The sequence below is a fragment of the Arthrobacter sp. 210 2 genome, from assembly GCF_059093025.1.
In genome coordinates, this window is record NZ_JBNHIE010000002.1 from 312,002 (window position 1) to 333,473 (window position 21,472).

The following is a 21,472-nucleotide window of genomic DNA, read 5'->3' on the forward strand; positions in this document are numbered from 1 at the left end:
GGTGGCGCGGCATGGTTTGGGTTCCTCCCCGCTCTGTATTGGACCTGAGAGATTCCGGTGGAGCCTGTTTGTGGCAGGGCCCCCCTTGCACCGTCGGTGAGTCCGGGACCCCTCGTCAAAGGGATATAGCCGGGCTGCTTTCCAGAGTCGCCTCGCCGTGACGGTACATGGGCCTGAGAGATTCCTGGGGAGGATTTGCTCCTACGGCGCCTGCCCGGTGTTGCTCCGGGAGGACTCTCCCGTCACAGCTCGAAAGGCTTATTCAAATGTGGGTGATTCGGCTCACAAGGTACAGGCTGAAGGGCTTCGAAAGCAAATCCGTCCAGTCATGACGGCCGGGAGCAGTCGGTTCGCTACGTTGTTGCGGGCAGGGGTTTGACAATCGTTCGTGACCGGAACCACACTGAACCCGTGATCGGCGTCCCCTGCCGGACTGGCTCAACCTACTCTGGGCAGTCCGTGCCGGGATGGGGCTGGAAATGCTCCGCAACTGATCACGACTTCTAACTTAAAATGCCTTTGACCTGCGGCGGGAGAGTCCTGCCCGGTACATTCAGCAGGCGCCGTAGGAGCAAACCCTCCCCAGGAAACTCTCAGGCCCCCGTACCGCCGCGGAAAGGCAACTCTGGAAAGCAGCCAGGCAGGTCCTGGCTCACCGACGGTGCAAGCACGCCTTGATGGCTGCGGAAACTCTCAGGTCCTGTACAGAGCGGGGAGGAACCGAATCTTTGCGGCACCTGACGGTGCTGCTTGAACGATGGAGTTCCTCATGACGATTCATCCCCCGACGTCCCCCAGCGGCCAACCACACCCAGGCAAAGCCCAACACAGCGAACCGCCACACCTTGAGCGGCAGCTCAGCAACAGGCATATCCAGCTCATCGCCATCGGCGGCGCCATTGGCACCGGCCTTTTTATGGGCTCAGGCAAAACCATCTCCGCCGCCGGACCGTCCGTGATCTTCGTGTACATGATCATCGGGTTCATGCTGTTCTTCGTCATGCGGGCCATGGGCGAACTGCTCCTGAGCAACCTGAACTACAAGTCCTTCAGCGATTTCGCGGCCGACCTCCTGGGGCCCTGGGCCGGGTTCTTCACGGGATGGACCTACTGGTTCTGCTGGGTGATCACCGGCATTGCCGACGTCATCGCCATCGCCGGGTACTCCCGGGAACTCTGGCCCTCACTGCCGCTGTGGATCCCCGGGCTGGCCACGGTCGCCATTCTCCTGCTGCTCAACCTCGCCACCGTGAAGGCGTTCGGTGAAACGGAATTCTGGTTCGCCCTCATCAAGATCATCGCCATCGCAGCGCTGATCATCGTGGGCCTGTTCATGATCTTCACGGGGTTCCAGAGCGACGCAGGAGCCGCCGGGTTCAGCAACCTGTGGAGCCACGGCGGTTTCTTCCCCAACGAATTCATGGGTTTCGTGGCCGGCTTCCAGATCGCCGTTTTCGCCTTCGTGGGCATCGAGCTTGTTGGCACAACGGCCGCCGAGGCCAAGAATCCTGAACGGAACCTGCCAAAGGCCATCAACGCCATCCCCATCCGGGTGCTGCTCTTCTACGTCGGCGCCCTGATCATCCTGATGTCCGTTACCCCTTGGACCCAGTTCGCGGCCGGCCATAGCCCATTCATCGGAATGTTCTCCCTGGCCGGGCTTGGAGCCGCAGCCACCGTCGTCAACCTGGTAGTCCTGAGCTCCGCCATGTCCTCCGCCAACTCGGGCATCTACTCCACGTCCCGGATGGTCTTTGGCCTGGCCCAGGAAGGCGACGCTCCCGGAATCTTCAGCCGCCTCTCCGCGAGGAAAGTACCCAGCAACGCGCTGTTCCTGTCCTGCGTGCTGCTGCTCTCCGGCGTCGTCCTGATGTATGCCGGCCAGGACGTGGGCAAGGCCTTCGAGATGGTCACCACCGTGTCCGCCGTCTGCTTCATCTTCGTCTGGTCCATCATCCTTGCCAGCTATCTCGCCTTCCGGCGCCGCCGCCCGCACCTGCACTCGGCGTCCGCGTTCAAAATGCCCGGCGGCATCCCCGTGGTGTGGCTGATCTTCGCCTTCTTCGCCTTCGTCCTTTGGGCCCTCACCACCCAGCCCGACACCCTTGCCGCGCTGCTGGTCACCCCCGCATGGTTCCTTGTGCTGGGCGTTGCGTGGGCCATCCTGCGGCGCCGGCCGGCACACCTCGCCCGCTTCGCCGTCTTTCAGGCCGAGCTCCGGGCCGATGAGGCTGCAGCGGGCCGCAGCAAGGGGACAGCGAATGACAGGACTCCCCAGAAAGAGCAGGCGCCGAAGTGATCGGCACCGAACTGACGGGTGCGGCAAGCGAGCGGGTCATCCGGTCCGGCTCCAACCCGCATACGCGGGCGTCCCGGGAAGCCAGGAGCCTTCCCACCCGGCTGGAGATCATCCCGACGGAGGGCATCACCGCCGGCGTCCGGGCCCACGTTCCTCCGGGCTCCACCATCACCGTGACGTGCCTGCCGCACCATGGCATCGCGCGGACCATGCAGACGGCGCTGCAGCTGGCCGGTATGGGATACAGCGTGGTCCCGCACCTTGCTGCCCGGAGCATCGGGAGCCGCGGGCAGCTGGAAAACGCGCTGCGGGACTGCCGGGATGCAGGGATCACGGAGGTGTTCGCCATCGGCGGTGATGCTGCGGAAGCTGCGGGCCCATACAGCAACTCCCTTCAACTGCTGGAGGACATCATGGAGCTTTCGGACGGGGACATCTCGGCGGGAGTGGCGGGCTACCCGGAAGGGCACCCGCATCACGGAGAGCTCCACATGCTCGACGCCCTGCTGGAAAAGCAACACCTGGCATCCGGCGTCACCACCCAAATGTGCTTTTCCGTTCCCCGGATCAGCTGGTACGCGGAAACCCTCCGGCGCGAAGGTGTCCAGCTGCCCATCTGGGCGGGGGTGCCCGGCGCCGTCCCCCGTGCCAAGCTCATTGCGCTCGCGGCAAAGATCGGCGTCGGTCCGTCCCTGAAGTTCCTCACCCGGCAGGGGCAGCTCGGCCGCCGTCTGCTCAGCGGCAGCAGCTACTCGCCCCGGCCGATCCTGGACCAGCTCCGCGATGTTCCGGAGATTGCAGGCGTGCACCTGTACACCTTCAACAGCCTGGTCCATGGAAACCCCCAGGCCACGTCATAGAAGTTAAGCATGCTTAGTGTTGATCCACTTAGGATGGAGAAGCACGGCAGCCCACCGCTGCAGGTCGATTTGAATGAAGGTGACCATGGCCAGGAGCAGCAATCCCGCAGTACGAATCGCACAGGAAACCGCCCACAACGCGGTGTTCGACGCCGACGGCAAGCCCAAGCCGGGCGTCCACAACATGCTCCTGAAGGCGGTGGAAATTCAGCGTCCACTGGTGGTGGCCTACATCCGCCGGCTGCAAAAGAAGCATCCCCGCGCCACGGCGGCGCAGCTGGCGGACATCCTGGAACGTGACTACCTCCGTGCCGTCACCGGCGGGGGTGCAGTGGTGGGCGCTACCGCCGTCGTTCCCGGGGTGGGAACGGTGGCGTCGCTGGGACTGTCCGCTGCCGCCACCGTGGGGTTCCTGGAAGCAACAGCCCTGTACGCGACGTCCCTGGCGGAGCTGCACGGCATCCGCCTCACCAACCCCGAGAAGGCCAGCACCATGGTCATGGCCATCATGCTTGGCGAAGAGGGGACGGCGCTGCTGGGAACCCTGAGCGGCCAGGCCGCGGGCAGCGGAGTCAACGCCACCAGGGCCTGGGGCAGCATGCTCTCCAAGTCCATGCCCATGCCGGGATTCAGCAGCATCCGGAGCAGGATCCAGAAGGCTTTCCTCAAAAACCTCCTCAAGCGCCAGGGCACGGCACTGTTTGGCAGGGCCCTGCCGTTCGGCATCGGGGCTGTGGTGGGTGGAGCAGGTAACCTCATGATGGGCCGCGCGGTGGTGTCCAACGCCAAGGAAGCGTTCGGCCCCATGCCGGACACCATTCCCGGGGAGCTTAAGCCCACCGCTGCCGCTCCGGACAACCTGACGCTGGAAGGCAACACACTTGGATCTCAACGCTGACCTCGGCGAATCATTCGGCTCCTGGACGATGGGAGACGACGCCGCGATGTTCCAGCTGGTGACCAGCGCCAACGTGGCCTGCGGGTTCCACGCCGGGGACCCCATCACCATGCTGGACAGCTGCCGGGCAGCCTACGAGCTCGACGTGACGGTGGGTGCGCACGTCGGCTACCGCGACCTGCCCGGCTTCGGTCGGCGCTCCCTGGACACAAGCTTCGATGAGCTGTTCGGCGACGTGCTGTACCAGCTGGGTGCGCTCGACGGCGTTGCCCACGCCGTGGGTGCCTCCGTGGACTACGTGAAGCCCCACGGCGCGTTGTACAACCGGCTGGTCCACGACGCCGAGCAGGCCTCGGCTGTGGTTGCAGCGGTCAACGCGTACGATCCCGGGCTGCCCATCCTGGGACTGCCGGGCTCGGAACTGCTGAAGCAGGCACAGGAAGCCGGGCATCCGGTGTTCATCGAGGCCTTCGTGGACCGCGCCTACCGGGGCGACGGCACGCTGGTGCCGCGCTCGCAGGAAGGTGCCGTCCTGCACGACGTCGATGCGATCGTTGAGCGCGCAGTCCGCCTGGCAACCAAGGGCGAAGTGGTGGCCGTCGACGGAACAGTGGTGCAGGTCCGGCCGGACTCCCTGTGCATCCACGGCGACACCCCCGGTGCGGTGGAGATGGCCGCGGGTGTCCGGGCAGGACTCGAGGCAGCCGGCGTTGAGCTGGAGTCGTTCGCGTAGGCCGCCCTCCTCAAGCAACGCGGGGTCACTCCTGGCCCGCCGGAGGCCGTTTATTGGGCGTTGCCTGACCCCGCGTTGCCGTGCAGGAGCTGGCTCACCCGAAAATCAGGTGCGCCACCGTAAAGATCGCCAGCCCCGCCAGGGACCCCACAACCGTTCCGTTGATCCGGATGAACTGCAGGTCCTTGCCCACCTGCAGCTCAATCTTCTGCGAGGTTTCCTCCGCGTCCCAGCGGGCAACGGTATCCGTGATGACCCCGGCAATGTCGGACCTGTAGGTCCGCACCAGATAGCCGGCGGCGTCGCCGATCCAGGCGTTGACCTTGCCGGCCAGTTCGGGGTCGTTGACCAGCCTGGAGCCGAAGTCGCGGACGGCTGCCTTGAATTTGATGGTGAGGTCGCTGTCCGGATCCTCCACCGCTCCGAGCAGGGCGTTCTTCACCGTTCCCCACGTGCGCGACGCGAGTTCCCGGACCTCCGGGTCACCCAGGACCTGGGCCTTGATGTCCTCGGCGCGGGCGATCATCACAGGATCGTGCTGCAGGTCCTGGGCAAGGTCGTTCAGGTACTTGTCGATGGACTGCCGGACCTGGTGGTTCGGATCGGACTGCACGGCACGCACGAACTTGAGGAACTCGATGTAGACCTTGTCGCCCACCAGCCCGTCCACGAACTGCGGCACCCAGGTTGGCGAACGCTCCGAGACCAGCCGGCTGACCGTTTCGTGGTTTTCGCTGACCCAGTCGGCCGCGCGGTCCACCAGCAGGTCCACCAGCTTGTGGTGGTGCCCGTCGTGGAAAATCCGCTCCGCCATCCTGCCCACCGGAGGTCCCCACGGCGGAGTGAGAAGGTGCTTGCGCACCATTCCCTCGATGACGGCCTGGACGTCGTCGTCGTTCAGGACCTTGAACAGGCCCCGGATGACCGCCGCACCCTCTTTGGCCACCCGGTCGGCGCCGGCCGGAGCGGCCAGCCACTCGCCGGCCCGGCGGGCAATGTTGACGCTGGCCAGCTTCTCCTGCACCACCTGCTCGGAGAGGAAGTTGGTCTCCACGAACTCGCCCAGCGAGGCGCCGATCTGGTCTTTGCGCCGCGGAATGATGGCAGTGTGCGGGATCTTGATGCCCATCGGGTACTTGAACAGCGCGGTCACCGCAAACCAGTCGGCCAGCGCGCCCACCATGCCGCCTTCCGCCGCCGCCCGCACGTACTGCAGCCACGGGTACTCCTTCTGCAGGGCGAAGGCGAAGACAAAAACCACCGCCATGGCGATCAGCAGGCCCAAGGCCACAAGCTTCATTTTCCGCAGCGCTGCCGCCTTTTCGGCATCGCCGGCGCTGAATTGGCGGCCGACGGCGGCGGCACCTGCCTGTGCGTCCGCCAGCACCGCGCGGGATGGCTGGGCCGGGGCTTCCTGGGTAGTTGGCTCAGAGTTCACCTGCATGTGCCAAGCCTAGCCCCGCAGCAGGGGTGTGGTCGGCTACCGTGTCTCCATGACAAGTGAGGAGTCGGTGCCGCAGCGGCCCCTGGTCTTTGCCCACCGCGGTGCCAGCGCGGCGTTCGCCGAACACACCCGCGCCGCCTACCTGCAGGCGTTGGCGGACGGAGCCGACGGTGTCGAGTGCGACGTCCACCTCACGCGCGACCAGCACGTGGTCCTCCTGCATGACGCCAACCTGGACCGCACCTCGGACGGAACGGGGCCCGTGGCCGAGCGGACCCTGCGCCAGCTGCGCCACCTGGACTTTTCGTCGTGGAAGGGCGCCCGCATCCCGGAGATTTACGGGGCACGCTCTGAACAGTTCCTGACCCTTCCGGAGCTGCTCGATATCCTCCGTGGAGCGGGACGGCCGGTAAAGCTCGCCATCGAACTGAAGCATCCCAGTCCCTATCAGCTCAAGCTGGAGGACCGGGTGCTGGAGGTACTCCGGGGCGAAGGCTGGAACCCGGCAGGCTCAACGGTGGACAACATCGCCGTGACATTCATGAGTTTCAGCCCGGACTCCGTCCGGCACCTGCTCCATTCTGTGCCGGCGCAATACATCTGCCAGCTGGTGGACGACATCAATATCCACGAGATCCGCGGCGGGTTGGGCCTGGGACTGATCACCGGCGGAGCCATCGCCAACCTCATGAAGGCAACCCAGCTGGAGGCCGAGCGGATCCTGGACGCGCGGCTGGCAGGCCTTGCAGGCCCGGGCATCGACTACGTGCGCGAGCATCCGGACACAGTACGGCGCTGGCTGGATGCCGGCCGGCGCTTCCGGGTGTGGACGGTGGATTCCGCGGAGGACGTGGCGCTCTGCCAGGAGCTGGGCATCCATGAGATCACCACCAACGTGCCGGCCCGGGTGCTGAACCAGCTGCAGGTGGCCTCGCCGCAGGGAAGGTAGGACTTGGCATGAGCAGGCATCCGGCCGACGGCGGCCCCCGCCGCTGGTGGGCAGGTCCCCTGGACGTTGAGGGGCTTGCCCTGGGGGCCGTGAGTACCGCGGCTGCGGCCCTGAACCTCTACGCGGGATCGCCTGGCCGGTTCACCACCACCTCACAGCTGACCGCAGCCGCCTTCGATTCCTCAGGCCTTCTTCGGATTGCCGGCCGGAAGCTGCAGGGGTTCGCGCCTTTGTCCGGGTTCCGGCGCACGCAGGACGGTTGGATCCGGCTCCACGCCAATTACCCGCACCACGAGAAGCGGCTGATGCAGGCGCTCGGTGCTACCGCCGCAGCGGAGGTGGATGCCGCCCTCCTGGAGATGACATGGCTGGAGGCCGAAGCGGAAATCCAGGGCGCCGGCGGCATTGCCGCTGCCGTCCGGACGCGCAGTGGCTGGCTCGCCACCGGAATGGGCCAGGCGGCGGGCTCCGGTCCATGGATCTCCGTCACTTTTCCCGATGGTCAACACGCGGGGCTGGGCCTATACAAGCCGGGGAACGGGCTTGAACTGACCGGGCTGGACCTTCCACCAGCGCCTGCGCCACGCCATGCCACAGGTCCCGCCCGACCGCTCGCAGGTGTCCGGGTCCTCGACCTCACCAGGGTCATCGCCGGTCCTGTCGCCACCAGGCTCCTCGGAGCACTGGGTGCCGAAGTCCTGCGGATCGACCCGCCCGCGATGCCCGAACTTCCCGACCAGTTCGTGGACACCTGCTTCGGCAAGCGCAGCGCCGAGGCGGACCTTGGCACCCCCGAAAACCAGCGCCGGCTGCAGCAGCTCCTGGCGGACGCCGATGTGGTGGTCAGCGGCTACCGCCGAGGGGCTCTGGACCGTTTCGGGCTCCACGCCGGCGCCCTGCTGGCTTCCCGGCCCGAGCTGGTGGTGGTCACGCTCGACAGCTGGGGCGGTGCAGGACCCTGGAGCGCGCGCCGCGGCTTCGACAGCATCGTCCAGGCCGCGAGCGGCATTGCCCACCTCTACGGAAAGGAGTACGACGGCGGATGGCGCCCGGGTGCCCTGCCTGTCCAGGCGCTAAACCACGCCACCGGGTACGGCGCTGCTGCCGCGGCTGTCGCCCTGCTCGCCGTCCGCCGGCAGACAGGCCTGGGCGGAGCAGCCCGGCTCTCCCTGGCCAGGACCGCCGAAGAGCTCTTCTCCCTGCCTGAGAACCTTGAGGAGGCTGCAGAATTGCCCGGGCCCGAATACCGGACCATGCCCAGCTCCTTCGGGGAGCTGCGCTATGTCCGGCCGCCGCTGTTGATCGACGGCCACCCGCTCGACTACCGCAACCCTCCGCCGCCCTATGGCAGCTCGGGGCTGGCATGGGCCTGACGACGCATCACGGCGGAGCGGGCGGTTTCAACCACCGGCTGCGCCTGTGATTGAGTGGAGCCATGTCTTCTCCCCGGTCCGGCCGGGCTGCCCGGAACCTCTCCGCCGCGGCCATGAGCGCCCTGCTCCTGGCCAGCGCCAGGCAGCATTTCCGGAACCCCGGTTTTTACCACCAGGTGGTTCCCGGCTACCTCTGCCGGGACGACGCATCAGCCGCAGACGGCGCCGCCAGCACAGGCAGCACCGCAGACGGAAGTGCAGGGACGCCCGACGCCGGCCCACGCCATAGTGCGCAGCCTCCACGTCCGTTCGCCGCGCTGTCACGGGAGGAATGGATCGCAGCCAGCGGACTGCTGGAACTGGCGGCCGCCGTCGGGATCCTTGTCCCTTGGACGCGGACGGCGACCGCCACCGGACTCGCGGCGATGTTCACCGCGTTCCTGGCGGGACATGTGGATGCGCTCCGGCGGGCCTACGGTCCGCACGGTACTCCTGCCCAGCGGAAGATCCATACGGTGCGCCTGCCGCTCCAGGCCCCGCTCATCCTGTGGGCGTGGAGCCTCCGCAGAGCGGCGCCGTCCAGCCTGACAGCAGGGCTGCTGCGGTGAAGCTGCTGGTATCTCCGGCAGTGCGGGTGGGCATCTCCATCAGCATCGCCACGGGTCTGTACGGGGTGTCCTTTGGGGCGCTGTCCGTAACATCCGGGCTCGACATCTGGCAGACCATGGCCCTGAGCCTGCTGCTGTTCAGCGGTGGCTCGCAGTTCGCGTTCATCGGGGTGGTGGGCGGCGGCGGCTCCGGCATCGCCGCGATGAGTGCCGCCACGCTGCTGGGCATGCGCAACGGCATCTACGGGATGCAGTTGAACGCCCTGCTGCGGCCCACCGGCTGGCGCAAATACGTCAGCGCCCAGCTGACCATCGACGAATCCACGGCCACCAGCACCGGCCAGACCGATCCTGCGGAGCAGCGCCGGGGGTTCTGGGCCGCCGGCATCGGGATCTATGTGCTCTGGAACTTCTTCACGGCCGTGGGCGCGTTTGCCGGAAGCGGGCTGGGCGACCCCAAACAGTGGGGACTCGATGGTGCTGCCGTGGCCGCTTTCCTGGCGCTGCTGTGGCCGCGGCTCAAGGGCCGCGAGCCGGTGGCCATTGCCGTGGCGTGCGCGCTGGCCACGGTGATCGCCGTGCCGTTCGTTCCGGCCGGCGTGCCCATCCTGGTGGCTGCCGTGGTTGCCGCGGTGATCGGCTGGTTCAGCCATGGCCGCAGCGACGAGGGCCTGGAGCCGGATGTGGAGCCGTACCGCGAGCATCACGGCCACGACGGCGGGCGGTACACCCATTGGGGAAATGAGGGAGATCAGGGCGGCCAGGAGGATCACGACGGCGGCCGGTACCGCCGCCGGGACGGCACCGTTCCGGGAGCTGACTCATGAGCCTCTGGTTCTGGCTTTTGCTTGCCTGTGTGTTGGCCTACGCCTGGAAGCTGGTGGGCTACTTCGTGCCGGCCCGGTTCCTGGAGGACCCGCGGATGTCCCGTATCGCCGGCACCATGACCATCGGACTGCTCGCGTCCCTGACCGTGGTGAACGCGGTGGCGTCCGGGCAGGCGCTGGCTGCCGATGCGCGGCTGGGCGCCCTGGCAGCCGCAGCCATAGCCCTGGCGCTCCGGGCCCCGTTCCTGGTGGCGGTCCTCGCAGGTGCAGGTGCTGCCGCCCTCTTGCGCATGCTCGGGTGGAACTGACACCGAATCCGGGCGGGACGGAAGCATGCGACGTGCCGCGCCGCAATCTGCGTGATGCAGGTCACGCCGGATGCGTGCCTGCGGCTGTACTATGAAACCGGCTGATGCAGTTGGCCGCGGAAGTTCGGCGAATGGCGACAATGGACAATCAGCTGCACGCTGCCGGAGAAAGAGCCGGCAGGCCCCACCACAAAAACGCCCGACGGCGGGCGGGGCTGCCCCCCAAACGCTTCTACGCCCGCTACGCCGGTTTGTCCGGTGTCCCGCCGGAGGACCTGGAGCAGCTCTCCGAAAGCCTGGGCCACTCGCTTGACCTTGATCCGTCGTCGCCCATTCCGGCGCTTCAGGCCCTGGTGCGGCAGGAGATCCGTAAGCGGGGAGACGCTGCCCGCGGCTGACATCCTGCCAGCATTCAAAAGTCCAACTGTGATGGACTGAAGAAAGGGCCGCACCATGTCACGGCGGCCAGGAGGAGGTACCAGATGAACGAACAGTCACCGCCCGTAGAGACGGAAGACGCCCGGGACGCCGGGGAGGCCGGGAAAAAATCCGCCGAAAAGCAACTGCCGGGTCTGCCGGCAGGGGAGTCCCAGGCAAAATCCCGCACCAGCTATCTTGACCCCCGGGGATCCGAATCCACCCGTGAAATGCGTGATACCGCACGGCGCCGCCGGGACGCCGAGGAGAAGCTGCAGCAGCATCTCCTGCAGGCGAAGGACCACATCCCCAACGAACACCACCAGCACCCTGAACACAACGGCTCCGGACATCGCGGATAGCAGGCCAAAAAGAGCCTGGCGGAAAGAAGCCCTGGCGCGCGGAAACAAGCCCTGATGCGCAGGGTGGGAATTGCGGGTGGCCCAGGGGCCGGGGGAGTTGCTATGCCACTCCGTGGGCGGCGCCGTCCGGCGAGACGCTCCTGCGGCAGCTCTCTTCGACGGCCATTTCGTACCAGGCCTCCGCGCCAAATTCCGGTTCGGGAGTGTCCAGATTCTGGTAGAGGCCGTCCAGCAGGTCCGCCAGTTCCCCCGAGGTGAGCGTGGGAAGGACCTCTTCAGGCCCCCGCGGATCGTTGAGGTAGCGCGACAGCTTGGAACTGTTCATCGCACTGCGACCGTTGGGCGCCGGAAATGCAGGAACTGCTTCATGGGGATGGCTCTCCATCTCGAATGTACAGAGGCTGGCTGCGTAACCCTCTAGAAGTCTATGGCACCTGCTGGGCGCCCACAATGGTCGAAGTTGGAGGCCAGGAAGGCCGGTACGTACCTGTGGGCAGCAAGCTACCCGGGCAGGATACCGGCCGGTAGTGCGGCGGAAGCGGAAGCCGGCACCGGCACGTGGGCAGGAAGCGGCCGGCTTGGCCGCGTGGTGCGGATGGCATCTTCCACCAGAGCCAGCGGACGCTGCCAGGCGTCCGAGCCCGGTTCCATGGTGTCCACCACTCCGATCAGCATGGCGAGCAGGCGGAACATATCGGTCATGGAGATGTCCGCCCGCAGGCTCCCCTGTCCCTGGCCGCGGACCAGCAAAACGCTGATGGATTCCATGAGGGAACCCGAAATGCCGGTCAGCAGCTCCCGGCGCCCGGCCACGGCTCCCAGCAGGTTGGCGTCCGCGCTGGCAGCATCCATCAGCGCCTCCAGTACCCGGAACAGGCCCGCAGCGGCGTCGATGTCCGCCAGGGCGCCGTCAATCACGGGATCCACGGTCAGCCGGAGTTGCCGGTTCAGCGCGGCAAGGACCAGTTCCTCCTTGTCCGCGAAATTCCGGAAGAGGGTGGCCGGGCCGACGCCGGCGGTCACTGCGATGGTCTGCAGGGGGACATCCGGGCCAAACTCACGGAAGCACTGCCGCGCCGCTGTGATGATTTTGTCCACGTTGCGCGCCGCGTCGGCACGAAGGGGCTTACGGGCGACGGCGAGACTCATGCGAAAAGGTTAGCAACGGAGCTGCAGGCGTTCACCGTTACTGGGGGGTAGGTGCTCATTGTGACGGACGCACCCCATCCGCCCCTGCACCGGCCCCTGGCGCGTGGCAGACTGGCCTTATGCTGCTTGCTTTTTCCGTTGCCCCCTCCGGCGTTCCCAGCGAAGGTTCCCGGCCTGGTGACGCGTCCGTGCACGACGCCGTTGCCGCCGCGGTGAAAATCGTCCGGGAGTCGGGACTGCCCAACCAGACGGATTCGATGTTCACCACCATCGAGGGCGAATGGGACGAGGTGTTCGACGTCGTCAAGCGCGCCACCGAGGCAGTGGGGAAGTACGGCAGCCGGGTGTCCCTGGTGATCAAAGCCGACATCCGGCCCGGCTACACCGGTGAACTCACCGCCAAAGTGGACCGCCTGGAGGAAGCCCTCACCGACGGTTCCTGAGCCGCAGGCCTCCGGGGAGTTCCAGGACCTGTCAGTCTCTGGACCCGTACGTCGCTCCGTGCCAAACTGTGGCAATGTTCGAGCACAAGCCACGTCCGGAGTGGATCGCCACCGAAAAGTTCCTGTCTGACGTTGTGGTTCATCCGGACCCTGCACTGCAGCAGGCCATTACCTCCGCCGCCGAGGCGGGCATGCCGGCCATCGAGGTGGCACCCAACGCGGGAAAGCTCCTCAAGCTCCTGGTCCAGCTGTCCGGCGCCCGCCGCATCCTGGAAATCGGAACCCTCGCCGGTTTCAGCACCATCTGGATGGGCCGCGGCCTTCCGGACGACGGCACCCTGGTGACGTGCGAATTCCTGCCCAAGCATGCGGAAGTGGCGTGGGCGAACATCGATGCTGCCGGGCTGGGCGAGAAGGTGGAGATCCGGCTGGGACCGGCGCTGGATACCCTTGCTGCGCTTGAGGAAGAGGACAGGGAGCCCTTCGACTTCATCTTCATCGATGCCGACAAGGAAAACGACAGCCAGTACCTGGAGTGGGCGGTGCGGCTGGGCCGGCCGGGTGCCACCGTGGTACTGGACAACACCATTTGGGAAGGTGCGGTGCTGGACCCGTCCATGGACCCGGTCAACGCCCCCGGCATCATCGAGGCCCTCCGGCTGCTGGGGGAGCACCCGGCGCTGGACGCAACGGTCATCCAAACGGTGGGTTCCAAGGGCTGGGACGGATTCGCGCTGGCCCGCATCCTCTGACGCGTCCCCGGCCTGGGACCGGTTTGACTGGCCGCACCGCAATTGTAAGTATGCTGAGCATAAGCGTCCGGCTGACGGGAAGCCGGACAGGCCGCAACGGAGGAAAATGATGAAAGCGTCACCCACCCTTGCCAGCAACCTGCAGATGGTCCTCACCGACCTGATTGAGCTGCACCTGCAGGGTAAGCAGGCGCACTGGAACCTGGTGGGCACCAACTTCCGGGACCTGCACCTTCAGCTCGACGAGATCATTGCTGCCGCACGGCTCTTCGCGGACCAGACAGCGGAGCGGATGCGTGCCCTGCATGCCCTTCCCGACGGACGCAGCAGCACGGTCACGGCGGACAACCGCCTTGAGGAGTTTCCGGAGGGCCTGACCTCCACCAAGGACACCGTCAAGCTGATCACCGGCAGGCTCGAACGCGCCGTGAAGACGATGCGCGACGTGCATGACGAGGTTGATGAAGAAGATCCCACGAGTGCCGACCTGCTGCACGCCGCCATTGAGCGCCTGGAACAGCTGGCATGGATGGTCAACGCCGAAATCATGGCCGCCTCCGCTGCGGTAACCGAACCGTCGTCGTAAGCGTCCGGAACCCTCACCCGGCAAGCCGGACACGAAAAAGGGCTGCTGCGGTAAACGCAGCAGCCCTTGTGCCTGGACCTATTCCTTCTTGAAGGCGTCCTTGACCTTCTCGCCGGCCTGCTTCAGGTCGGCCTTGCTCTGGTCCATCTTGCCTTCGGACTCAAGCCCCGGATCATCCGTAGCCCGGCCCGAGGCTTCCTTGGCCTTGCCGCCCAATTTCTCGGCGGCATTTTCGATCTTGTCATCCAAACCCATGGCATTTTTCCCTTCGGCTGGTGACCGGCGGACCAGAATGCCGCCGGTCATGCTTTTATGCTAGCCAGACGCGCAACACTGCAACAGAGGCGCGCACGCGCCTGACCTGCAAAAAGCCATCAAGGGAAGGGTCGGAATGTCAGACCAGGTCAGGAGCGCTGGCGACGATGTAGTCAGCCGCGGCAGGACCCGTCATCGAGAGGTTGTTACTGTCGGGGTTGATGCCCTGCTCCTGCAACGCTTCCCAGAGGGCTTGGGGAGGTTGCAGCGGGGCTTTGTGGAGCAGGCACCAGCTGGTGTACAGGCCATAAAGCTCGTCGCGTCCGAGGCCCAGGCCGGGCTCCCTGTCTGGGACAACTGCTTCGGCAAGAAAGTCTTCAAAGTGTGTAGCAGGCATGTCCGCTCATTAAGGGTCGACCGTGATGCCGCCGTATCTGCTTCAGCGGCCCTGCCGGCACCAAAAGGGCCAGCAGAGTAATCATGAAAGTATTGCAGTACGGATCATTTTGTCCAGTCGTACCCTCTAAATGTGCTTGGACCCCCGCCGGTTCAACCGGATCGAGGGGGCCGACGGCGACTGGGGGGACTGGCCTCGGTCTCAGAAGAGGCCATCTCACCGCCGGCCCCGCCTTGCCCTGGGCTGCCGACAACCCGGGAAACTTGAACAGGACCTTCACAACAATTTTCCCCCATTGTGGAGGTCCTGCCTAGTCCTTTGGGCTGCGTGCCTAACGGCCGCCGTTTCCCTGGCCGTCGTCGTCGCGCGTGGCGCGGTCCTGCACCTTGTCGCGGACGCGGTCGCGGTGCGGCTGCGTTTCCTGGCCTGAGCTCCGGTCCTCACCTGAATCGTCAGCCTGGGCGTCATCGGCGCTGTACTTCTCGCGCAGTTCCCGTCCGTGCTTGATGTCCTCTTCTTCCTGTTTCTGCAGCTTCTCGCTCTTCTTGGTGTCACGCGGCGGCAGCTGAATGGTCTCTTCCGCCTCGATACCTGCCTGGAGCTGGCGGCCCCGCTCCATCTCGGCGTCGAACTCTGCGCCGAAGAGCAGCGACATGTTCAGGATCCAGAGCCACAGCAGCATGACGATGACACCGCCCAGTGCGCCGTAGGTCTTGTTGTAGTTGCCGAAGTTACCCACGTAGAACCCGAAGCCGAGCGAGGCGAGCAGGAACACGAACAGGGCAATGCCGGAGCCCATGCTCATCCACTTGAACTTCGGCTGCTTGACGTTGGGAGTGGCGTAGTAGAGGACAGCGATGATGACGATGATCAGGGCCACCATCACCGGCCATTTGGCGATGTTCCAGACCGTGAGGAACACGCCGCTGAGGCCGATCAGCCCGCCCACGGCCTCGGAGACCGGGCCGCTGAGGACCAGCATGCCGGCGAGGAGGGCAATGATCACAATGGCGAGCAGCGTGACTGCGAGCATGGTGCCGCGGAGCTTGATGAACGCCCGGCCCTCATCCACCTCGTAGACGCGGTTCATGGCGCGGCCGAAAGCCCCTACGTACCCCGACGCGGACCAGAGGGCAGTGGCGAGGCCGATGACCAGCGTGAACCCTGCGGCCGGCGCGTTGGCCAGTTCCGAGACCGTGCCGCTGACAGTGTTGACCGTCTCAGCCGGAGCGAAACCACGCACGATCTGCAGGAGGGCGTCGGTGGTTTTTTGCGGATCCCCGAAAATCCCGATCAGTGAAACGAGTGCCAGGATGGCCGGGAACAGCGACAGCACCGCATAGTAGGTCAGGGCCGCGGCAAGGTCGGGACACTGGTCCTTGTTGAATTCCCGCAGGGTCTTCTTGGCAATGTACTTCCAGTTCGGCTTGTCCAGGTCCTTGGGGCTGTCCGGTTTCCGTGAATCATTTGGATCCGGGGCCTGGCCTGCCTTGGCAGTGCTGGTCTCGGATGCGTCATGAGTGGCCATGGGGTGTCCTCTCGATAAGGGTGCGAAAACTGAGAGGCCGGCTCCGCGGATGGCGGGGCCGGCCTCTCAGATGGTGCTCGTGCCTCTTGGTGCCGCGTCCAGTGGCGGGTCAGGTGTTTTGGACGTTGGTTTTGGCGTCGGTGGCGCGGTCCTTGACGTCGGTGGCGGCGTGCTGGCCTTCGGCTTTGACGTTCTGGGCTGCGTCGGTGGCGGTGGCCTTGACGTTTTCCATGGCTTCCTGGGCCGGTTCCTTGAGGTCCTGGACCATGTCCTTGGCGGCGTCGGTGACCTGGGTGGCCAGGGGCTGCGCGGCGGTCTTGAGCTGGTCGGCCGCTTCGCGTTCCTTTTGGCTGGCCGGGATCAGGGACGAGACGAGCATCCCGGCGCCGAACGCGATCAGGCCTGCGGCCAGGGGGTTGCCCTGGGTTTTGGCTTTGACCTGGTCCGGTGCGTGGGAGATGGCGGTGCCGGCGTCGCTGAGTTTGGCCGCGGCGGTGTCCTTGGCCCCGTGGAGGGTGTCGCCGGTGCTGTGCAGGGCGTTGCCGGTGTGTTCGGTGCCGGTGTGGACCCTGTCCTGGACCCGGGTGGTGGCGGTGTCTGCTGCTCCCATGATTTTCTCCTTGACCCCTGTGACAGCGTCTTTGACCTTGTCGGTCTGGCGGTGGACGATGTTGGACGGGGTGACCTTGTCCGCGACGGCGTCCACGTTGGTGCCCAGGCGTGCGCGGGTGGCTTCTATGTCTGAACGGATTGCGTCAGGGTTATCGCTCATCGGTTTACCTCACCTGGTTTTAGGGTTGGGGGAATTTCGGACAGTGTTTCGCCGGTCTGGGGCATGCCCTTGATCTGCTTGAGTTCCTTGCGTCCGATTGAGGCCAGGACCGCGGCGATGATGCCCCAGATCACGGCGACGATCACGGCGGCCCAGCCCAGCGGCATCAGGGCGCCCAGGGCGAACATCAGCGCCAGGGACAGGAAGAGCAGGACGAAGTGTCCGGCCACGCCGGCGCCGGCGAGCATCCCGGCGCCCTTCCCTGCCTTGGTGGCGGACTGCTTGGCTTCGGCCTTGGCGAGTTCCACTTCCTGGCGCATCAGGGTGGACAGGTCCCGGGTCACATCACCCAGCAACTCACCCAGCGACGCGTTATCCGCCTTCTGATGCGCCTCAGTCGGAGGAGGCTCCGGAATCTGACTGCTCATCAGAGCCCGCCTGACTGGCCGCCTGCGCGACGGTCGCGGGTCAGGGGATCGTTGGTCATCGGCTCGTCGGCGAGATCGCGGTCTCCCAAGGGGTCATTGGCAACCTGGTTTCCCGACCACGGTTCCTCGACCAGTTGCGGGCTGTCCAGCCCACTGGCCGGGCGCGCGGTCTCACCGTAGACGCTGCCGGGAGCGCCGCCGTCGTACCCTGCCGTGGTGGTAGCCGGGCCAGGGAGCTGAACCGGCGGGGGCGGGACGGTGCCACCGGCCGGTACGTAGGATTCGCTGTACTGGTCGCCGTAGGGGGTGCCGGAGTACTGTCCTGCCAGCCCGGCTGTGCGGGGCGTGGTGGTGGAGCTCTCCTGGGCGCCTGCGGTGAGTCCGCGGGTGAGGCGGCCGGCCAGGATGCCGGCTCCTGCTGCAAGGAGCAGGAAGGTGCCGGGGCGGTTCCGTGCGAAGCGCTGGACCTCGCCGAGCAGGTCGCCCGGCTGCCTGTTCTCAAGCCAGGAAGCCATGGACTCGCTGCGCTCCGCGGCCTGCCGGATGAGGTCGCTGGCCACGCCCTGCTGCTCAGGAGCATTAGCCATGCTCTGCAGCTGGCTGGAAATGGTGCGGATGCCCTCGGCCGCCTTCTGCTGCTGGGTGCCGGCCTGGCTGCTCAGCCCGGACTTGGCCTGGTTGAGGAGATCCTTTGCGCTGTTCTTCGCTTCGTACGCAACGTTGGCCGCCTCTTCCTTGGCTGTTTGCGCCACATTCTGAGCGGAGCCTTTTGCCGTGCGGGCTACGTCTGCTGCTTCTTCCTTTGCCGCATCCTTTCGGGACGCCCCGGAGGTGTCACCGGTCTGTGTAACCCCGGTCTGTGTAACTCCTGTCTGAGGAGTAGCGGCGGGTGGAAAGGTGGAGGCAGTCCGCTCGCCCGGAATTCCCGTAGAGGCCGGGGGAGCCGTGTAAGCGGGATCCTCGGGCCATTGGTTCTCTGTCATCTTCGCTCTCTCTTTCCAAGAAGGCCGGTTGTTGATCAAGAACCAGCAATACTGGCCGTAAAATAATAAGCATGATTACTAATAAAAGGTAAGTACCCTTGCTAAGCGAGTTATAACGGTTCCAGAAGTCAGCCGGAATGGCGCAGGCCTGCACGGTCACATCGAGTGGAAAGTGGTGGGTAATTTGGAAACAGCTCCATGGGTTTGGGTGGTCGTCGCCATTGTTGTAGTGGTGCTGATTGTGCTGCTGCTGTTAACCGGAAGGCGCCGGAAGGCGTTGCAGCAAAAGCGCGATGAAGCGCACCGGGAAAAGGCAGCGGAAATTCGCCGCGAGGCGGAAAAGATGGAACTGGACGCCCGGGAGCGCGAGGCTAAGGCCACCCGTGCGCGTGCTGATGCGGAACAGGCTCAGGTGGACGCTGCGCGGCTCCGGCAGGAAGCTGAGTCGACCGCCAGGGAAGCCCAGTCCCTTCGCGCTGACGTGGCCAGCCATACCCGCAAGGCGGACGAAGTGGATCCCGATGTCCAGAAGGACGGCACCAGGAGGAGTGCCGCCACCCGTGACGACGCTGTCAGGGACGCCGCAACGGACAGGGATCCAGGAACCGGCCCGGGTGGTGGAGTGGGCGGCGCTCGGGGCGAGGGCTTGCACGCGGACCGTGGGCGGATGGATGACGAAGAAGCCCGCCGCATCGACGCTGCGCGCCAGGACGGGACGCCGGCAGAAACTGACGGGCGCAATCCGATCCGCAGCGACGCTGCCCGTGCCGAGGCTGCGCGGGAGGCAGCCGCCCGCAGGGACAGGGAAAACCCGCGAAATGGTATCTAGTCGCCGGTATCAGGCTTTCGTAGGGTCGGCCTGGCGCCGCTGAGGCCGTCAGGGCCGGCGCGGCTTGAGGAGGGGGGAAGGGCTGACGCCCTTCCCCTTTCCCATGCCCTCGAGGACTTCCTTGACCGCATCGACGGATGAGGTTTTCGCTTCCCATCCCAGGATGCGGCGGGCCCGGCTGGTGTCCATGATGGGAGCCCCTGCCGCCATTTCCACCCATCCGGAGTCCGTAGGCTGCAGCCGCAACCTCCACGCGATGTCCACAACCGCATGGAGCAGTCCCATGGGGACGGGGAGAATTCTCCGTGCCCCCACGATCCGGGCGAGTTCCTGGGGTGTCAGTACAGGCTCGGCAGCAATGTTGAAGGCTCCTGACGCGCGCTGGTCGATGGCCCGCCAATAGGCCTCCGCCACGTCGTCGGCATGGACCGCCTGGAAGATCAGGTTGTCCGGGGCCGGCAGCAGCGGAACCCTAAGTTTGCCGGGCAAGAGCCGGGGTATGACCCGGCCCAGGAAGTACCTGCCGATCTCGCTCCCAGCCTCGCTTTGGAAGATTAGGCCCGGGCGGAGCCTTGCCACAGCAATGCCGGGCTCTGCTTCCGCAAAACGGTCCAGGATCTCTTCCTGCTCTGCCTTGTGCCGGCTGTAATGCGAGCCGGCCATGCCCCCTGCCGGCCACGACTCGTCGACGCGCCGGTCCTTGGGGGCTTTGCTGTAGGCGCCCACGGAGGAAGCACAGACGATCTGCTTGACGCCCGCGGTCCTGGCCGCTTCCAATACGCGCCTGGTGCCGTTGACGTTGGTCCGGTACAGCTGCTCCAGGTCCCGGTTGGGCTGGATCTGCCAGGCCAGGTGCACTACGGCATCCACTCCGGCCAGTGCCGACTCCAACAGTGGCTTGTCGCTATCCACGCCGATATCCAGGGTGTGCCACTCGACGCCCGCGTAGGGTTCGCGGGAGGTGTCGGGGAGCCTGCGGCTGATCCCGGTCAGCTGCAGGCTTCCGGGCTTTTTGGCCAGCTGGCCCTGAAGGTTGCGGAGAAGTGCAGTTCCTGCATTTCCACTGGCTCCGGTAATGGCGATGCGCATGAAAAATACTCCTTGGCGGGTGGGTATTTCCGCTGACATGCCGAGCCTATAGCCAGGAAGGATTGTTTTATAAGCAGGCTTATGATTTCCTACTGCTAAGTCTTGCCGCAGGCTTTCGGAACCAGACCGGAGGTACCAACGACAATGCCCGACTCTCTTGCCGCACTTGCCGTGGATGTTACGCCAGTCCGCCAACAACAACCAGAACTTACGCACAGGAATGCTTCGACCGCCTCTTCGGGACGGTTGCGGCAGGCCTTCGAGAACGACCTTGTCCTGGGCTACCTGGACCTCGCGGAGGCCCTTGCTGGGCGGTTCGAAGCCCGCGGCCGCGAACGCGCAGACCTGAACCAGGTGGCCTACCTGGGGCTGGTGAAGGCAGCCCGCGGCTTTGACCAGTCCAAGGGTGAAAGCTTTCCTGCCTATGCAGCCCCCACCATCACCGGTGAGCTGAAGAGGTACCTGCGCGACCGCACGTGGGTGGTCCGTCCTCCACGCCACATCCAGGACCTGAGAACCCGCATGTTCCGCGCAGAGCCGGAGCTGACCCAGGCGCTGGGACGGAACCCCAGCGTGGAGGAGTTGGCCGGGGAGCTCGGGACGGACCCGGCGGAAGTGCAGGAGGCAATCTCGGCCTCCAGCAGCATGCACCCGGATTCCCTGGACGCCGTCAATCCGCACTCGGACGCTCCGTCCATCGGGGAGTTGCTGGCGTGTCCGGATACTCCGCTCGAACGGCTGGAAGAACTGGCCTGCCTGCGCGACGCCATGCAGGACCTGGACGCGGAGGACAGGGAACTGCTCTATCGCCGCTACTTCTGCGAGGAGACCCAGGTGCAACTGGGAAAGCGGCTGGGCATGTCGCAGATGCAGGTTTCACGGAGGCTGGCCCGTGTGCTGGTGGAACTCCAGCGGCGGCTTGAGAGCAGCTCGCGGCTTGGTGGAACTGGCGATGACCACAATGGTGGCGGAGAAGCGCGGCTCAGTGCCGGCGCTGGCCGTGCGGCCGGCTCCACGGGTTCCTGCAGGTCCGTCCGGAGTGTGAATGCCCGCGCAGCAGATGACGTTCCGGTCCGCCGGATCGGTGCCAGGGCAAGGACCAGGTAGCGGCCGGCCAGCCGCTTCCCGCACGCCAAACCACCCCCCGAAACCACCCCCGCGTACAACGCCAAGGCGGCCCCGA

26 protein-coding genes and 3 riboswitches are annotated in these 21,472 nt (G+C 65.7%); of the genes, 16 read left to right on the top strand and 10 right to left on the bottom strand.

Going from position 1 to position 21,472, the window contains the following annotated elements; genetic code table 11:
* Positions 1-151 precede the first annotated feature (151 nt).
* Positions 152-252: riboswitch (glycine riboswitch) on the bottom strand.
* Positions 253-520: 268 nt separating this feature from the next.
* Positions 521-619: riboswitch (glycine riboswitch) on the top strand.
* A gap of 1 nt (position 620) precedes the next feature.
* Positions 621-718: riboswitch (glycine riboswitch) on the top strand.
* A gap of 51 nt (positions 719-769) precedes the next feature.
* From cycA to AC5RWA_RS05835, 4 genes are all read left to right on the top strand, one after another.
* Positions 770-2,299: a D-serine/D-alanine/glycine transporter gene (gene cycA, locus AC5RWA_RS05820; protein ID WP_494056895.1), complete on the top strand. Its 1,530-nt coding sequence runs from the start codon at positions 770-772 to the stop codon at positions 2,297-2,299.
* Positions 2,296-3,159: a methylenetetrahydrofolate reductase gene (locus tag AC5RWA_RS05825; protein WP_494056896.1), complete on the top strand. Its 864-nt coding sequence runs from the start codon at positions 2,296-2,298 to the stop codon at positions 3,157-3,159. Before cycA ends, AC5RWA_RS05825 begins: the two co-directional genes overlap by 4 nt.
* Before the next feature lie 85 nt (positions 3,160-3,244).
* Entirely contained in the window at positions 3,245-4,057 is an 813-nt protein-coding gene (locus AC5RWA_RS05830; RefSeq protein ID WP_494056897.1) for a hypothetical protein, read from the top strand.
* On the top strand, positions 4,041-4,790 hold the full coding sequence (locus AC5RWA_RS05835; protein WP_494056898.1) for a LamB/YcsF family protein: 750 nt from the start codon (positions 4,041-4,043) through the stop codon (positions 4,788-4,790). Before AC5RWA_RS05830 ends, AC5RWA_RS05835 begins: the two co-directional genes overlap by 17 nt.
* 94 nt (positions 4,791-4,884) lie before the next feature.
* Here AC5RWA_RS05835 and AC5RWA_RS05840 read toward each other — a convergent pair whose 3' ends face one another.
* The gene (locus tag AC5RWA_RS05840) at positions 4,885-6,234 is read right to left on the bottom strand and encodes a DUF445 domain-containing protein (RefSeq protein WP_494056899.1); all 1,350 of its coding nucleotides are present in this window, start codon (positions 6,232-6,234) and stop codon (positions 4,885-4,887) included.
* Positions 6,235-6,283: 49 nt separating this feature from the next.
* Between AC5RWA_RS05840 and AC5RWA_RS05845 the strand changes: the two genes are divergently transcribed.
* From AC5RWA_RS05845 to AC5RWA_RS05875, 7 genes are all read left to right on the top strand, one after another.
* Positions 6,284-7,183: a glycerophosphodiester phosphodiesterase family protein gene (locus AC5RWA_RS05845; protein WP_494056900.1), complete on the top strand. Its 900-nt coding sequence runs from the start codon at positions 6,284-6,286 to the stop codon at positions 7,181-7,183.
* An 8-nt stretch (positions 7,184-7,191) separates the two neighbouring features.
* Entirely contained in the window at positions 7,192-8,556 is a 1,365-nt protein-coding gene (locus AC5RWA_RS05850) for a CoA transferase (RefSeq protein WP_494056901.1), read from the top strand.
* 62 nt (positions 8,557-8,618) lie between these two features.
* Positions 8,619-9,164, top strand: a complete 546-nt coding sequence (locus AC5RWA_RS05855; protein ID WP_494056902.1) for a DoxX family protein — start codon at positions 8,619-8,621, stop codon at positions 9,162-9,164.
* Positions 9,161-9,991: an AzlC family ABC transporter permease gene (locus AC5RWA_RS05860; RefSeq protein WP_494057075.1), complete on the top strand. Its 831-nt coding sequence runs from the start codon at positions 9,161-9,163 to the stop codon at positions 9,989-9,991. Before AC5RWA_RS05855 ends, AC5RWA_RS05860 begins: the two co-directional genes overlap by 4 nt.
* Entirely contained in the window at positions 9,988-10,299 is a 312-nt protein-coding gene (locus AC5RWA_RS05865; protein WP_494056903.1) for an AzlD domain-containing protein, read from the top strand. Before AC5RWA_RS05860 ends, AC5RWA_RS05865 begins: the two co-directional genes overlap by 4 nt.
* 140 nt (positions 10,300-10,439) lie before the next feature.
* Positions 10,440-10,697 (top strand): hypothetical protein, encoded by a 258-nt coding sequence (locus AC5RWA_RS05870; RefSeq protein ID WP_494056904.1) that lies wholly within the window; start codon positions 10,440-10,442, stop codon positions 10,695-10,697.
* Positions 10,698-10,781: 84 nt separating this feature from the next.
* Positions 10,782-11,078 carry a hypothetical protein gene (locus tag AC5RWA_RS05875; RefSeq protein ID WP_494056905.1) on the top strand — a complete coding sequence of 99 codons (297 nt, stop codon included), beginning with the start codon at positions 10,782-10,784 and terminating at the stop codon, positions 11,076-11,078.
* Positions 11,079-11,178: 100 nt separating this feature from the next.
* On the opposite strand, the gene AC5RWA_RS05880 is transcribed toward AC5RWA_RS05875, so the two are convergent.
* Together AC5RWA_RS05880 and AC5RWA_RS05885 are read right to left on the bottom strand one after the other, a co-directional pair.
* The gene (locus AC5RWA_RS05880) at positions 11,179-11,403 is read right to left on the bottom strand and encodes a hypothetical protein (protein ID WP_079598601.1); all 225 of its coding nucleotides are present in this window, start codon (positions 11,401-11,403) and stop codon (positions 11,179-11,181) included.
* 176 nt (positions 11,404-11,579) lie between these two features.
* A complete protein-coding gene (locus AC5RWA_RS05885; protein WP_079598600.1) occupies positions 11,580-12,227 on the bottom strand; it encodes a TetR/AcrR family transcriptional regulator in 648 nt (215 codons plus the stop codon).
* Positions 12,228-12,346: 119 nt separating this feature from the next.
* Between AC5RWA_RS05885 and AC5RWA_RS05890 the strand changes: the two genes are divergently transcribed.
* From AC5RWA_RS05890 to AC5RWA_RS05900, 3 genes are all read left to right on the top strand, one after another.
* Positions 12,347-12,670, top strand: coding sequence for a thiamine-binding protein (locus AC5RWA_RS05890; protein WP_494056906.1), 324 nt, complete (start codon positions 12,347-12,349; stop codon positions 12,668-12,670).
* Positions 12,671-12,744: 74 nt separating this feature from the next.
* Positions 12,745-13,422, top strand: coding sequence for an O-methyltransferase (locus AC5RWA_RS05895; RefSeq protein ID WP_494056907.1), 678 nt, complete (start codon positions 12,745-12,747; stop codon positions 13,420-13,422).
* Between the two features lie 109 nt (positions 13,423-13,531).
* On the top strand, positions 13,532-14,008 hold the full coding sequence (locus AC5RWA_RS05900; RefSeq protein WP_115524103.1) for a Dps family protein: 477 nt from the start codon (positions 13,532-13,534) through the stop codon (positions 14,006-14,008).
* A 78-nt stretch (positions 14,009-14,086) separates the two neighbouring features.
* Here AC5RWA_RS05900 and AC5RWA_RS05905 read toward each other — a convergent pair whose 3' ends face one another.
* The 6 genes from AC5RWA_RS05905 to AC5RWA_RS05930 form a co-directional block, all read right to left on the bottom strand.
* Positions 14,087-14,263 carry a CsbD family protein gene (locus tag AC5RWA_RS05905; protein ID WP_494057076.1) on the bottom strand — a complete coding sequence of 59 codons (177 nt, stop codon included), beginning with the start codon at positions 14,261-14,263 and terminating at the stop codon, positions 14,087-14,089.
* A 139-nt stretch (positions 14,264-14,402) separates the two neighbouring features.
* On the bottom strand, positions 14,403-14,660 hold the full coding sequence (locus AC5RWA_RS05910; RefSeq protein WP_494056908.1) for a hypothetical protein: 258 nt from the start codon (positions 14,658-14,660) through the stop codon (positions 14,403-14,405).
* Between the two features lie 331 nt (positions 14,661-14,991).
* Entirely contained in the window at positions 14,992-16,188 is a 1,197-nt protein-coding gene (locus AC5RWA_RS05915; RefSeq protein ID WP_494056909.1) for a YihY/virulence factor BrkB family protein, read from the bottom strand.
* A gap of 109 nt (positions 16,189-16,297) precedes the next feature.
* Positions 16,298-16,960: a DUF3618 domain-containing protein gene (locus AC5RWA_RS05920; RefSeq protein ID WP_494056910.1), complete on the bottom strand. Its 663-nt coding sequence runs from the start codon at positions 16,958-16,960 to the stop codon at positions 16,298-16,300.
* Positions 16,957-17,388, bottom strand: coding sequence for a phage holin family protein (locus tag AC5RWA_RS05925; protein ID WP_494056911.1), 432 nt, complete (start codon positions 17,386-17,388; stop codon positions 16,957-16,959). The genes AC5RWA_RS05920 and AC5RWA_RS05925 overlap by 4 nt, the downstream gene beginning before the upstream one ends.
* A complete protein-coding gene (locus tag AC5RWA_RS05930) occupies positions 17,388-18,371 on the bottom strand; it encodes a hypothetical protein (RefSeq protein WP_494056912.1) in 984 nt (327 codons plus the stop codon). Before AC5RWA_RS05930 ends, AC5RWA_RS05925 begins: the two co-directional genes overlap by 1 nt.
* 184 nt (positions 18,372-18,555) lie before the next feature.
* Between AC5RWA_RS05930 and AC5RWA_RS05935 the strand changes: the two genes are divergently transcribed.
* On the top strand, positions 18,556-19,200 hold the full coding sequence (locus AC5RWA_RS05935) for a hypothetical protein (protein WP_494056913.1): 645 nt from the start codon (positions 18,556-18,558) through the stop codon (positions 19,198-19,200).
* 48 nt (positions 19,201-19,248) lie between these two features.
* Here AC5RWA_RS05935 and AC5RWA_RS05940 read toward each other — a convergent pair whose 3' ends face one another.
* Positions 19,249-20,289, bottom strand: coding sequence for an NAD-dependent epimerase/dehydratase family protein (locus tag AC5RWA_RS05940; RefSeq protein WP_494056914.1), 1,041 nt, complete (start codon positions 20,287-20,289; stop codon positions 19,249-19,251).
* A gap of 144 nt (positions 20,290-20,433) precedes the next feature.
* On the opposite strand from AC5RWA_RS05940, the gene AC5RWA_RS05945 reads away from it, so the two are divergent.
* Positions 20,434-21,396, top strand: coding sequence for a sigma-70 family RNA polymerase sigma factor (locus AC5RWA_RS05945; RefSeq protein WP_494056915.1), 963 nt, complete (start codon positions 20,434-20,436; stop codon positions 21,394-21,396).
* Positions 21,397-21,472: the final 76 nt, after the last annotated feature.

Coding starts and splice junctions, on each gene's coding strand:
- AC5RWA_RS05855 (WP_494056902.1), top strand. CDS start 8,619: ATGTCTTCTCCCCGGTCCGGCCGGGCTGCCCGGAACCTCTCCGCCGCG.
- AC5RWA_RS05875 (WP_494056905.1), top strand. CDS start 10,782: ATGAACGAACAGTCACCGCCCGTAGAGACGGAAGACGCCCGGGACGCC.
- AC5RWA_RS05870 (WP_494056904.1), top strand. CDS start 10,440: ATGGACAATCAGCTGCACGCTGCCGGAGAAAGAGCCGGCAGGCCCCAC.
- AC5RWA_RS05920 (WP_494056910.1), bottom strand. CDS start 16,960: ATGAGCGATAACCCTGACGCAATCCGTTCAGACATAGAAGCCACCCGC.
- AC5RWA_RS05945 (WP_494056915.1), top strand. CDS start 20,434: ATGCCCGACTCTCTTGCCGCACTTGCCGTGGATGTTACGCCAGTCCGC.
- AC5RWA_RS05845 (WP_494056900.1), top strand. CDS start 6,284: ATGACAAGTGAGGAGTCGGTGCCGCAGCGGCCCCTGGTCTTTGCCCAC.
- cycA (WP_494056895.1), top strand. CDS start 770: ATGACGATTCATCCCCCGACGTCCCCCAGCGGCCAACCACACCCAGGC.
- AC5RWA_RS05840 (WP_494056899.1), bottom strand. CDS start 6,234: ATGCAGGTGAACTCTGAGCCAACTACCCAGGAAGCCCCGGCCCAGCCA.
- AC5RWA_RS05890 (WP_494056906.1), top strand. CDS start 12,347: ATGCTGCTTGCTTTTTCCGTTGCCCCCTCCGGCGTTCCCAGCGAAGGT.
- AC5RWA_RS05940 (WP_494056914.1), bottom strand. CDS start 20,289: ATGCGCATCGCCATTACCGGAGCCAGTGGAAATGCAGGAACTGCACTT.
- AC5RWA_RS05885 (WP_079598600.1), bottom strand. CDS start 12,227: ATGAGTCTCGCCGTCGCCCGTAAGCCCCTTCGTGCCGACGCGGCGCGC.
- AC5RWA_RS05900 (WP_115524103.1), top strand. CDS start 13,532: ATGAAAGCGTCACCCACCCTTGCCAGCAACCTGCAGATGGTCCTCACC.
- AC5RWA_RS05850 (WP_494056901.1), top strand. CDS start 7,192: ATGAGCAGGCATCCGGCCGACGGCGGCCCCCGCCGCTGGTGGGCAGGT.
- AC5RWA_RS05880 (WP_079598601.1), bottom strand. CDS start 11,403: ATGAACAGTTCCAAGCTGTCGCGCTACCTCAACGATCCGCGGGGGCCT.
- AC5RWA_RS05910 (WP_494056908.1), bottom strand. CDS start 14,660: ATGCCTGCTACACACTTTGAAGACTTTCTTGCCGAAGCAGTTGTCCCA.
- AC5RWA_RS05930 (WP_494056912.1), bottom strand. CDS start 18,371: ATGACAGAGAACCAATGGCCCGAGGATCCCGCTTACACGGCTCCCCCG.
- AC5RWA_RS05830 (WP_494056897.1), top strand. CDS start 3,245: ATGGCCAGGAGCAGCAATCCCGCAGTACGAATCGCACAGGAAACCGCC.
- AC5RWA_RS05925 (WP_494056911.1), bottom strand. CDS start 17,388: ATGAGCAGTCAGATTCCGGAGCCTCCTCCGACTGAGGCGCATCAGAAG.
- AC5RWA_RS05915 (WP_494056909.1), bottom strand. CDS start 16,188: ATGGCCACTCATGACGCATCCGAGACCAGCACTGCCAAGGCAGGCCAG.
- AC5RWA_RS05865 (WP_494056903.1), top strand. CDS start 9,988: ATGAGCCTCTGGTTCTGGCTTTTGCTTGCCTGTGTGTTGGCCTACGCC.
- AC5RWA_RS05905 (WP_494057076.1), bottom strand. CDS start 14,263: ATGGGTTTGGATGACAAGATCGAAAATGCCGCCGAGAAATTGGGCGGC.
- AC5RWA_RS05895 (WP_494056907.1), top strand. CDS start 12,745: ATGTTCGAGCACAAGCCACGTCCGGAGTGGATCGCCACCGAAAAGTTC.